At 49.0% G+C, this 12,741-nt stretch carries 7 protein-coding genes; 5 read left to right on the forward strand and 2 right to left on the reverse strand.

Annotated features, from left to right (window positions below; genetic code table 11):
* The first annotated feature begins 247 nt into the window (after positions 1-247).
* The 3 genes from ACN4EK_RS13980 to ACN4EK_RS13990 all read left to right on the forward strand — a co-directional run bounded on the left by ACN4EK_RS13980 (position 248) and on the right by ACN4EK_RS13990 (position 7,666).
* Positions 248-2,266, forward strand: coding sequence for an ATP-binding protein (locus tag ACN4EK_RS13980; RefSeq protein WP_431658555.1), 2,019 nt, complete (start codon positions 248-250; stop codon positions 2,264-2,266).
* A gap of 82 nt (positions 2,267-2,348) precedes the next feature.
* Positions 2,349-7,052: an eCIS core domain-containing protein gene (locus ACN4EK_RS13985; protein WP_431658556.1), complete on the forward strand. Its 4,704-nt coding sequence runs from the start codon at positions 2,349-2,351 to the stop codon at positions 7,050-7,052.
* A 353-nt stretch (positions 7,053-7,405) separates the two neighbouring features.
* Positions 7,406-7,666 carry a hypothetical protein gene (locus tag ACN4EK_RS13990; RefSeq protein WP_431658558.1) on the forward strand — a complete coding sequence of 87 codons (261 nt, stop codon included), beginning with the start codon at positions 7,406-7,408 and terminating at the stop codon, positions 7,664-7,666.
* 1,200 nt (positions 7,667-8,866) lie between these two features.
* On the opposite strand, the gene ACN4EK_RS13995 is transcribed toward ACN4EK_RS13990, so the two are convergent.
* Entirely contained in the window at positions 8,867-9,031 is a 165-nt protein-coding gene (locus ACN4EK_RS13995) for a hypothetical protein (RefSeq protein WP_431658559.1), read from the reverse strand.
* A 241-nt stretch (positions 9,032-9,272) separates the two neighbouring features.
* Here ACN4EK_RS13995 and ACN4EK_RS14000 point away from each other — a divergent pair, with 241 nt between their 5' ends.
* Positions 9,273-9,563: a hypothetical protein gene (locus tag ACN4EK_RS14000; protein ID WP_431658560.1), complete on the forward strand. Its 291-nt coding sequence runs from the start codon at positions 9,273-9,275 to the stop codon at positions 9,561-9,563.
* Between the two features lie 139 nt (positions 9,564-9,702).
* Here ACN4EK_RS14000 and ACN4EK_RS14005 read toward each other — a convergent pair whose 3' ends face one another.
* Entirely contained in the window at positions 9,703-10,584 is an 882-nt protein-coding gene (locus ACN4EK_RS14005; protein WP_431658561.1) for a hypothetical protein, read from the reverse strand.
* 489 nt (positions 10,585-11,073) lie between these two features.
* On the opposite strand from ACN4EK_RS14005, the gene ACN4EK_RS14010 reads away from it, so the two are divergent.
* Complete coding sequence (locus ACN4EK_RS14010; RefSeq protein WP_431658562.1) at positions 11,074-12,492, forward strand: NB-ARC domain-containing protein; 1,419 nt, start codon at positions 11,074-11,076, stop codon at positions 12,490-12,492.
* The last annotated feature ends 249 nt before the right edge of the window (positions 12,493-12,741 follow it).

Here is a 12,741-nt window from a genome sequence, read left to right on the forward strand (position 1 = left end):
AGATGTGTATAAGAGACAGGGCGCAGCCTGATCCGTCGCTGGTGTCGTCGCTATGCCCGGATCGGACTTCCCACCCTGATCCACCGACCCGGAAAACTTCTCGCCACCCGAACCCACATCGATCTCCTGTTTGAGCCTGACCAGGCAGATATCCGTATCCGGCGGGCAGGTCTGGATCTCAATCCCGGTTGGGTGCCCTGGCTAGGACGGGTGGTGCTGTTCCATTACTCTACTGGAGGCTTGACTGATGAGTTCTAACACTAATCTACATACGCTTCCGAACTCTCAGCATCATGGCACTCCAGTTGCGGCAGAATTGCCCAATGGGAAGGAGCGATCGCCGACAATCACCCTCAAAACCTTTGCTCTGGCAGCGATCGCGGCGCACCTTCCTGCCAGCAGCAGTGAACCCGAACTTCAGTTCCTGCAACACCAGCGGCAACAGGTCGATCCCCAACAACAGGGCTGGCACCGCCGCTTTGCCACCTATCTGGAACAGCCGTCCCCTATTGATCAACCCCTGCTGCAACTGGCAGTTGACCTGTCGCTGACGCCGATCGAACTGCTGGCAGTGGCACTGGCAGCAGCAGTGGAAGCTGATGCGATCGTTGGGCGGGCACTGGCACGCATTCAGGCTCCTCTGGGTGGTTCCCGTCCCACCCTCAGCCTGCTCTCAACAGCTCTGGCAGCTATAGCAGAACCGGGGATGAGTCCGATTCATTCCCTGATCAACGGGGTGGCAGTGCATAGTGGACTGCTGCAACTGATGCAGGAAGGAGCGCCCCTACCGGAACGATCGGTGCGGATTCCATTACACCTCTGGTCTGCCCTGGAAGGAGAGGATGGCACCTGGGCAGGCACGACGATCGGACTGGGCACTGTGCCCCCCGTCCCCCTGCCTGCCTCGCTTCTGACCACCGCTCAACACCAGGCAGAAAGCCTGCACCATGCTTCTCGCCTGCTGATCCTGCGGACGGGTTCACTGGCAGAGGGACGATCGGTGGCGGCGGCGATCGCCCAGTGTCTCCAGTGCCGTCCGCTGTTCATTGAAACCGATCTGATTCCGGGTCTGAGTCCCTGGCTGCTGCTGCGTCGCCTGCTACCCGTTTTTTGCCTGGATCTGGCTCCCGGCGAACGGAAGATTCTACCCCATCTGCCGTTTTATTCGGGTCCGATGCTGGTCCTCTGTGGTCCCGATGGCAGTCCCGAAATGGGGGGCGCAGATGTTCTGAACTGGGTGATTCCTGTCCCCGATCGATCGGAGCGGCAAACGCTCTGGCAGCAGGCGGTCGAGAATCCCGACCTGGCGGCAGATCTGGCGTGCTATCACCGACATGGCAGTGGACGGATTGCCCAACTGGGACGACTGGCACAGCATTACAGCAGGTTGAATCACCATCCTCAACCGATCGCCGCAGATGTGGTACAGGCTGCCTGGACGGGGGCAGGTGTCGGACTGGATGCCCTGGCACAGCCCCTTGCCGCACCCATCCCCGATGATGCCCTGGTCGTCACCCCAGCCCTGCGGGAAGAACTGGATAACCTGCTGTTGCGCTGCCGTTCCCGCGATGGACTGGTGCAGGGGTTGGGAACCTCTGCCACGGCTCGCTACCATCCCGGTGTCTGTGCCCTGCTGGTGGGTCCCTCCGGCACGGGAAAAACCTTGGCAGTGGGATGGCTGGCAACCCGGCTGGGTATGCCCCTCTACCGGGTAGATCTGGCAGCGGTGGTGAGCAAGTATATCGGTGAAACGGAGAAGAACCTGGCACAACTGCTGGCACGGGCAGAACAGGCAGAGGTGATTCTGTTGTTCGATGAAGCGGATTCGCTGTTTGGGAAACGGACGGAGGTGCAACAGTCCACCGATCGCTTCGCCAATGCCCAGACCAACTACCTGCTGCAACGGATCGAGTCCTACGATGGCATCACCCTGCTGACCAGTAACAGTCGCACCCGGTTTGATAACGCCTTCTCCCGTCGCCTCGATCTGGTGATCGAGTTTCCCCTGCCCCGTCCCCAGGAACGCCGATCGCTCTGGCAGTCTCACCTGGGTAGCCACCACACTCTCACTGCAAAAGATTTGAACCAGATTGCCACTACCACCGACCTCTGTGGCGGGCATATTCGCAATGCCGTCCTGGCGGCTGCCGTCTTCGCCCAGGCAGAAAATCGCCCGATCGACTACAACGATGTGCTTCAGGGACTCACTGCCGAATATCGCAAACTCGGACGTCAACTTCCAGTCACCCTGAAAGCTGGTGATTAACTGAAGGAGATTTGCCTATGGCATCGGAATTGTGAGTAGCCCGTTGAGGAACTGTTGCTCGGTCGGATTTAGGAGAAAGGACGTGGAAACTGCTGTTGCCTCAAAGTCAGAACCCAGAAAAGCTGCAACTCACAGCGCCACCGACCCGATCGCCGTGCCAATGCCACCCCAGTTGGATGCCGGAGCCACGGCAGGTATGCCCCTGTTTCTCCAGCGAGCGAGCATTTCTGGCTCAAGCCTTCCGCTTCTGCAACAGCAAGCGGAAGAAGAAGAGGTTGAAGAAAATACAGGCACGTTGCCGATTCAACGAAAGTGCGAAACCTGTGCAGCGGAGGCAGAAGAGCAGGAGGAAAAGGATACTTCCCAGGTGCAACTGAAGCCTGTCTCTGAGCAGATCTCTCCTACAGAGGAAGATCCAGATGTTCAATTTCAGCTGACGATCGGACAGCCAGGAGATATATACGAGCGGCAGGCGGATGCCATCGCCGAGCAGGTGGTTAATCAGCCTCCTCCATCGGCTACACCGCAGATTCAGGCTCAATGCACTACCTGTGGAACAACACCCCAACTTCAGCCTAAATTTACTTTTCCGCTGGTTCCAGACGCAGAACAACCATCGGTAACGGAAGCTAGTTTTCCAGAAGAGACAACGGCTGTCCCCGAAGTTGCTGTTGAGGCAGAGGAAGCAGATGCAGGTAAGGGGGGGAGTGCCCAGGTCAACTTACCGAACATTCAACCACCTTCTATCACGGATGAAGAACCGCCCACTTTACAATCCAAGGCGATCGTAGCGGGTGATTCACCGATGGCAGGGGGTTCAGCTCAACAGCAACAATCGGCTAATCAATCCCGCATTGCTCTGAAGAAGAATTTGGACACCAGCCAGGGCAATGGACAGCCCCTCGCTCCTCCAGTTCGATCTCACATGGAACGACAACTGGGTCGAGACTTAAGCCAGATCCGGATTCACATCGATGGCACCTCTGCTCAGATGAATCAGCAGTTGCGATCGCGGGCATTTACCCATCGCAACGATATTTACTTTAACTCCGGTGAGTATCAACCCGATTCGCAGAAGGGGCAATTCCTGCTCGTACACGAAACAGTTCATGCGATTCAGCAAGGCGCGATCGGGGACAGAATTCAGCGATTTGTCCCCCCGGAACAGACGGCCGAACTTCCCTCAGAAGCGGAACGACCGGAAGATGGTACCGAAGTTGAAAGCCGAATGCGAGAAAAAATCAACACTGATTCCAGGGTTCAAGACCGGGATGATTTGAGTGAAGAGGAACGGGAGGAAGCTCGAAATCCAGACCGGGAAGAAGTCCGGCAGGAGTCCAGTGAAATTTCCAGTTCGGGTGAATCTCGACCTTCGGTAGACCGGGGTGCGATTGCCCGAGAACAAACCGAAACTCAACAGACACAAATTGATCAACAGGTACAGGATCAACCGCCAGAAGCCAGCGAAGAAGAGGCTGGAGCTACGGAAGAAGAAAGCAGGGAGCTTTCCGATGCTGAAGCTGCGGCTCAACGGGCTCAGGCTGCGGAGCAACAAGCCTTTGCAGTTCAGATTCCAGAACAACCGCAACCCTTCGAGCATCCTCCTATCGAAGCACCCGTGGACAGTGCTGGAGAACCTCTCCCCCGTAATAGTGAGATCGATACCCAGGTGCGTGGACTCGGCTATGTCGGCGAAATGCTGCGCCAGAAAGGGTATGAGATGAAGCTGTCTGCTGCCGAGCAAGAAATTGGTTCCTATGGTCAGGATGCCGTTATAGAGCGGCAACGGGAAGACCTGGCAAATGCCGAAACGGGGACTGACACAATAGAGGAACACAATGCTGAGCGGCAGGAAATTGCTCAACAATCCCATAAAGTGCTGAGCGAAAGTGTTGAACGACAGCAGTTTGTTGCAGATGCTGCCCCTGGTCTAGCTGCTCAAGCCGATGCCGGACAGGCAGAATCGGGTGAGCTGGCTGGGGAAGCCCGCAGTACTGCCGATCGCAGCGAGGGCGAAATTCCCGATGATCCTGATGCCCGCGCCGATGCCGAAGAGCAAAGCGGGGATATGCAGGATGCTGCTACGGGTGCCGAGTCAATGGATGAAGCCATTCAGCAAACCGGAGCGCGTGCTCGCCAGTATCAGCAAGATGCAGAAATGGCTGCTGAACAAAACCAGGCGTCAGAAGCTCAAATTACTGAAACTGAAGAAATTATTACCCAGACGGATGCTCGCATTGATGAAATGCATGCAGCCAATGCAGCTAGCCAGTCGCAAATTGAAGCGGTTGAATCGGGTCCCGCTCTGATCCGCAGTTTTGCTCGTCGCTCTGCCGAGTCAGGAGATGAACTGGTTGCCGCTTCGATCGTCATGGAAGATGAACTGAATTCACTCCAGGATGAGTACCTGAGTCGTATGGCGGCGATCGAAAGCCGCGAAGAGGCTGAACAACGGTTGCAAGAGCAGTCTGAACAGGAACCTCCACCTGAACTTTCACCAGAAGAACAGGAACTGGTTGAACTGGCAGGTATGAGTGATGCAGAGCAGGAACAGTATATTGCTGAACTGGATCAGAACCATCGAGATAGGCTGCTGGCAGCATTGGAGCGTATGGCGGCTCGTACCCCTGAGCAGGGTGTTGAAGAGGCTGAAGGACAGCGCATTCAGGTTGATACCAGTGAAGCCAGCCAATCACTGATGCGGGCTCAGGGATCTGCCAGCGAGGCAGTGTTTGGCACCGTTGCAAGTGCTTTTGTTGATGATGCAACAGCGGAAGCCTTTGGACAAAGTGCAACCCAAACTCTTGGCTTAGGCGAGCAGGCAGCCGATCCGCGTCAGGAACAGATACAAGAGGTGGAAAACCGCCGTATTGAGCGAGTGGATGGTGTGCTCAATGTTGCTGACCAGAACATGAACCACCTGACGGAAGAACAGCAGCAAATGCTGGCAAATCGCCTGGTGGCTCAATCTATTACTGACGACATTGCCAATATCAACGTTTTGCAAATGGGTGAAGACATGCTGAAAGGCATGATCAACCCTGCGACGGCAATGCAAGGGGTGATTCAGGGCTTCGGTAAGACACTTACTGGACTCGCCAATATCGGCAATTGGGAAGCCTGGCAGCGCGATCCTTTAGGCAATTTACTGCAAATCGCTGCCGATATTTCCACCGGACTGGCAACGGTCTTCTCCTCTATCCTGGGTATTGCCGCGATTATTACGGCTTTAATGGTTGCCCTCACTATTTTCTCCTGGGGCTTCCTTACACCTGTTACCGGACCTGTCATCGCCTGGATGGGCACAGTCATGACCTATGCCGGTTGGGGTGCTATTATTGCGGGCAGCTTAGCGGTCTATTTCAATTACCTCGCCTACATCAAAAATCTACACGATGCAGGGACTGCCGAAACCGCACGGGAACTGTTTGGCAATACTGAGCAGATGCAGCAAAACGCCAGCGATGGCTTCCAGGGTGCAATGGCAGTGGTTGAAGGGGTGGGTGCAGTCAAAATGGGACCCAGCCTCCGATCGGGTGATTTTTTCAGCCATGTACCGCGATCTCCCGGACAATGGGCGCGTCAGACCGTCCAGGGTGTGCGGGAAGGAGCCGCTGCCGTCGCTGCTGCACCGGGACGCTTTGTTAGAGGGGCGCGCAGGCTTTTCAGCGGTGGACGGCAAGGTTTACTTCAGTTCAAAGAACGTCTCCAAAGTCTGTTCCGCCGTCGTCATCCCGGTGAGATGGATGTTGATTTGGATACGCCAGAGACAAGAGCGCGGCATCAATCCCATTTAGATGAGGCACGCAGTAAGCGAGTCCAGGATATGGACGATGCCGAATTTCGGGCAGAAATGCAGGAAGCAGGACAAAATCGCCCCCGTCAGGTCGGACCTGATTCGGAACATTTTGACGATTACGATATTGAAATTGAAGCCAACGGACATACCTATAGAAGAAGACGGGACGGCAGGGGTTGGTGCCGATTCTCCGCTGAAGAGTGTGGTATTACAGATTCTAGCCTTCCACCCAAAATCCGAGATGAAGTTAGAGATCTTGAGCCTTCGCCTCGGAGGCATACCCTTGATGAGCATCAACAGTCTGTACTTGATGAGATTGCGGACGACATGGAAGCTTATGGGCTGGACTGGGAAGATCTCGGTTTGCGGGGGGCAGATGATATTGATGGCTTCCTAGCCAGGTATGATGATGTCTACGACGGCATTGCTGGACTTAATCAAAGACTTGATCGGCAAATCGATATTGCTGGTTCACGAGCAAGTTTGGAAAACAGAGGCATACCTAGCAGACGTCCGGAGCCTGGTCTCCGCCCCGATCAGCCTGGTTGGACACGCCGTACCGAGCGACTTGAAGAAAGCGGCGTATTTGGTAGAGCAAGTGAAATTGAGACCCGTCGTATGCTTGACCAGAGCTTCAATAATGTAGCGGACCAAGTACGTATTCGCCCCATTCTTGATAATGGGCAACCTGCTGATTTTTACTTCATAGTGGATCATTTGGGTAACAGCAGAGCGGGAGGTCAATTGATTGCTTTTGAAAGTAAGATTTCGCCTGGAGCACCACTGACACCCAATCAATCCGCTGGATACCCTCTACTCTCTCGTAATGGAGGTATCGTCGAGAGCCGTTCTGCTGGCATTTACAGACATGGAATGAACCTGCCATCTACTCAATCGTTCCGAGTTCAACCTCGAATCGATCCGCGTACTGGAGGATTTCTGGGTGCAGGACCAAGAGGTTATAAATTTAAGCCACTGAGTGACTGAGGATTTGAGTTCAAAAGCTTCTGTGCCAATTGATCTAAAGAGTGATTGCTATTGCACCTGCTGCAAAAAACACGAAAGCAGTTTTTCGCCAATTAGCAATCGAGGTAGAGCTAAGGAAATTTCCATCGGTTAATGTATGACATTCACCATCCAACTTGGTCATCCTAAGATCAATTCAGTTTTTTTCCTGCCTTTGAACAGGTAAAAGAAGTTTTTCTTGATTTGTTTCGGGCAGAAGAATACTTTATCTATTCTGGAATCAAATTCCACTGCGGTTTTGCTATCGGGAAGAGCTGTATCACGACTTTGATGGAATTCTGGCAATAGTGTAGTTAGTTTGGCAGATAGCGGATGTGCAGCAGACTCATCCCCCTCGATCGCTCCATCCAGACACCGTGAAGGCAGTGTCGCAGGTCATCGATTCCCTGGATGAAGAAGCCCTGTCCACGTTGCTGGCATCCTTGCAGCAATCTGACAACGCCGATCCACCCCCCGTAGTTCAAGCCCTGATTCAGCGCCTGGGACAGTCCCTTTCCCTGGGTGATAACGCCTCTCCAGAGGAAGTTCTCGCAAAGTTGGCGATCGTTGAACCGACATTCCGCACTTCTAACTAGAACATCGAATATTGCAACGAAGCAATCGGATCTCCAAAAGTTACGAACAGAGAGTTATCTCAATAATGCAAGGTGGTTCTCAATAAGGCATAAATGGTTCACTTAAACTAAAAATCTCAGATCCCTTACCTGTCAAAGCTTTTAGCGTTAAATGTTTGAGCGTGACACTTAAAGTGCGGAAAGTAGGTTGAAGTTTATTTTCTCTCGTCACAACCTCTGATATGCTCTAGACTCGATATAGTACATTAGCTCACCTAGACAGGTATTGCCATAATGCAATAACCGTGGCTCGACCTGTCGGTGTTAGTCCAATCGTATGGGTTCCACCATTGATCCAGGCAAAATAATCACACCATCCTTTGTGGGTGAGCGCATAATATGGCGCGATTAGCAAATTAGTGGCGCAACCCTATAAATTCTAAAAGCTCATTCTAGCAAGGCTTTTAGCGTTTTAGCTCGATTTCGGCTTCAAAAGTGTAATGAGCAAATTATTGGCGCATAATTATTATTCTTGCAATCTAAAATCATTGAGGTGAAAATTTGCACCTAAAATAATGGGCAAATTATTGGCGCAGATTTTCTGGTACTTGAAACTGTTGCTGGGTAACCCTTTCAGATGCCAAGCTACTTTAAATTTGTAATTGATACTGCCTATGAATGTTTCCTGCCAAAATTTGCACCTGAAATAATGAGCAAATTAGTGATGCAGATTTTCTGTTCTCCAAAACTGTTGCCAGATGCAGCTTCTATCCGCTTAAACAAACAACAGTGTGACTGAGCACATTATATTGCGCAATTTGCAAATGACTTGCGGTTCTTCATGAAGCCTAAAATCCTTGCATAGCAGCAACTTCAGCCTTTCTAGAACTTTTACATCCATACTAACCCTAAGAGCAAATGACCTGCGCAGAATTATTCTCTGCAAGCCGAGATAATTCTTCAGGTGAAAATTGCCCTTTTTGGACGCTTGCAAATGAGTTGCGCAGAATTTTAGCCGCTGAAACTATTGATGCAAAAGGGTTTCCGGCTGCGTTAGATTTGCGATCGCGAGCCAGTAGCAGACGATCGGCTATCTCTGAAATTGCCCTTCCGCATTGCTCTGCAAATGAGCTGCGCAGAATTCGTGATCGACTATAACTGTTGATGCATAGAGCTCTTGCTGCCTAGAGTGAGACGATCGCAAGCATTTTTTAGCTAGTTTTATTGGCGAATAGATTCAAAGACAACTGCGATCGCGCCAAAACACAGAATGATCATCGCCGATCGCCACAGTAATCCACCAACGGCTGGCAGTGATGGCTCAATCATTGGCAAAACCCCTAAAATCCCTGCCAACACAAAACTGACTGCACAACCAAACAGCATCAGCAGATAATACTTAAACGCTTTCGATGCCCATTTAAAAACAATAGACTTGTCATAGCTATCATTTTTTGATTGTGATAGGCGCAGTAGTTTTGAGGATTTCATATGTATAGAACCTTAGATAAAAATTGCTAAGAAAGATGTAGATTTAAGGTTCGACTAGTACACCAGAACTAAACTGATGTTAATATTGAGCTGAGTTTAGATACTTAAAAGCCATATTGCTGGTAAGGAGGCTTAGATGGATAGCTCTTTTGAAGCTGTAAAAAAGTTAGTTGAGCAAGGTAAAGAAATCTCATCTTCGCTCAAAAGGATATTGGTAAATTTTCAGGAAAAATCTTCAAAAAACGATTTTTCGGAGGCGATTAAATTGCTTGAAGAAACAGGAGATAATTTTGAAAAGGTTGGTGAAAAACTGAATAAACTTGAGGAAGATAAGGTAAGAAGCATTGAGAGTTTTATTCTACAATCTGATAGCGAAAATAATTGGTTTGAGCAGTTGAAAGAAAAGTTTGGTATAGGTAAAAGTTGAAATTTCACAATTTTTCTAGGGGGTAAGCGAGACTATTTGTCCTAGCTAAATCAAACAAGTAGTATGCTTACCCCCTATAATTCATACGGACTGAAGCTCTGATGCTTTAACTATGTCAATCTCGGTATATATAAGCCTTTTAATCACGTAGTTTTTTTAACAGGGAATTAAGAGAAGTCTGAATCATTTCAGCAACGTTATTAGTTAGTTCACCCTGATTTTTTTGTTCTTCAATCTCCGTATTAATATATTCAATTGCATCTGTACAAAAATCTTTTTTTTGTGATTTCAATAGATCAGACTTTTTGAAGTTAAGCTTATTTATAGGAATTCCTGCTTTAATGCATCTAATTACTACTTCTAAACATCTTTCTAAATCTTCAAAAACTCTCATTTCATCTTCTTTTACTAATTTCCGTTCTCCTTTCGCTGTCTTAAGACCTAATTTGATAAGGCTATTTTTTCTTTTGGTCAACCATCTCCCTGCCTCTCTCTCAATTGAAATCATATTATCTATTTCTTTTGCTCTTAAATACAAATTTTCAATTTTTTCATATAATTTTGCTTCTATAAATGCCTTTTTTATTTCTGGGCTTGCTTCTGCAATCTTCTCTAGTAAAGAACCAAGTATCTTTGACTCTTGAGATAAAACTAACACTACATCAACTAATGTTTCATTTTTTGTCTGTAGATCCTTGTTCTTAACCTTTAGGTCATCACTGAGAAGCTCAGCAATCCTTTGAATCTGTACTGCTAATGTTAGTACTGTCGCTATAGGAATTCCTACTTGAAGAGTTACAGTAAGAATTGATGTACCTATGTCTTGGTTAGCGGAAATGTTACTAGTTGCTTGATCTCTTAACTGAATGTTACTAGTTGCTTGATCTCTTAACTGAAGTTGATTGTTCTTAGTTTGATTAGCTTGAATTGTTGTCCAGTTAGTAATCAAAACAAGTATGCAAGCTGTAGCTAAAGTTTCGAGCCAAGCACGTAACGTTAATGAGCGAGATTCACTAGACATTGAGTAACTCCGTAAAAATGTAAAAAAGAGAGCATTTCTTGTTGAGATGCTGTAAGGCGCTTAGGTCACAGCTTCGTTATTCAGTACTTGGGATGAAAAAGCTGCTGAATTTACTTTGTCGTATCAGGTAAAAAAGTGCGATACGGATTTATTCAGGGGTTGTGATTGCTCAAATTCAGCCGAAATGATCAGGAAAAGTTAGGTGATATCAGATTTAGGGTCAGAATCAGAAGCACCGTAGTTGTAGTGATCGTCAAACTGCTTGATTCATCGTGCATTGGGAGGGGTTGCCTCCTATACAGATCACAGGCTGGTTGGTTGTCTATGACGGTAAGCCTGCTGAGCGATCGCATTCAGCCTGAAGTAGCAAAGATCAGAAAAGTTCAGGAATATTCAGGTCAAGTTCAGAAATGTTCAGGTAAAAATCGAGAAAAACTCAGTTAAACTATGGAAAAAGTTTAACCAGGGTGTTCTACTACCTCGCAATCTATGAATTACGGGGAATCGTTTGGTGCAGATGAAGCGCTCAATGTTGCCGATGAGGCTATTGTTTCAACGACAGGTAACCATCTAACGGATATACAGCGAGTGATTCTCATAGGTGCGCTCCAAGGGCATACCTATGAGGACATTGCGGCAGCGTATGATTATTCAGCCAAGTACCTGAAACAAGATGCAGGGCCTGCCTTATGGAAGCTGCTATCTCAGGCGCTGCAAGAAGATGTCAGTAAGCGGAATTTCCGGTTTGCTTTAGAGCGACGGTGGAAGGGGCAACGGGAAATTCCATTCGAGCTGCGATCGACAACCGAACATTCCTCCCAGTCGCAAAAGCAACTAGAACCTGATGTAGCCAATGGCAGATTCGGCAACTTAGCTCCCAACCACAATCCTCGCACCAGTTGGAGTACCCGCTGGGCAGCATCACCTGATATTTCGTCATTTCTAGGACGCGAAACCGAATTAGAACGATTAGAAGATTGGATGATCGGTGGGTGTCGTCTGTTAATGGTGTTTGGCATTCCTGGTGTTGGAAAAACAACTCTGGCGGTCAAGTTGGCACGGCAGGTGCAAGAACAGTTTGATATTGTGATCTGGCGATCGCTGAATAACTGGGAACTGAAAAATCGTCCTCCCTCTTTGCCAGAACTGCTGGAAAACCTCATCCTCTGTATTACCAGTCAGCCAGAGCATCGATTTGACCTCTCTCAATTGCTGGAATACATGACCCGATACCGTTGCCTGATTGTATTGGACGGTCTGGAGTCTGTCTTGCAGGGCGGTAGTTATCAGGGCTGTTACCAACAAGGCTACGAAGCCTATGGTGAGTTGTTATATCAAGTGGGACGAATGACCACCATTCAACAAAGCTGTCTGATTCTCACCAGTCAAGAGAATTGCAAAGCTATTGAAGAAATGGAATTTGAACTGCCGACTCGGGTTCGGTCAGAGCGGTTGAAAGGGTTAGGCGAGATCTCTGGGCGAGATTTTGTTGCCTGCAAAGGCAAGTTTTGGGGATCGGAAAGCGATTGGAACCGACTGATCAACTACTACGGCGGCAATCCCTTAGTCTTAAGCAGAACAGCCAGCCGCATTCAACATCTATTTGGTGGCGATATTGCCAAGTTTGTCGAAAACGTTAAACACAGCCCAGATCAGTTTGGCGATATTCAGGCTCTGTTATCACCCTTATTCGATCGCCTGTCAGCCGCCGAACACATGATTATTCGTTGCTTGACAGATAGCCATCAACCCATTACATTCGAGGTACTACAAACAATCGCCCCATCACTGTCTGAGCAGGAATTATCTGAAGTCCTGTCATCTTTACGTCGGCGGGGATTGATTGAAGGAAACAGCACCTATTTGCTGCCAACGATCGTAGGAAAGTACGTAGCAGCTCATTTATAGGATTCCTGAGTTTGGGGTATATCGGGGATCGCTAGTTGGGTTCGATGGCTGCTAATTGGGTTAAAGGTATAGAGGAATTCTCTAGCGATCAGCATCGCTCACTATTCCAATAACGCTTAAAAGATGCCTTGCCAGCCGTTGTCGTCATGCAGACTTGTCCTTCGTTAAGAGTACACTCTGGACATGACAACTGATAACTTAGAGCAGGCATCTTTCTCAATGATCGGGGTATTTAGCCTGAGCCTTTAC

This window comes from Pantanalinema rosaneae CENA516 (assembly GCF_050753385.1).
Lineage (GTDB): Bacteria > Cyanobacteriota > Cyanobacteriia > Leptolyngbyales > Leptolyngbyaceae > Pantanalinema > Pantanalinema rosaneae.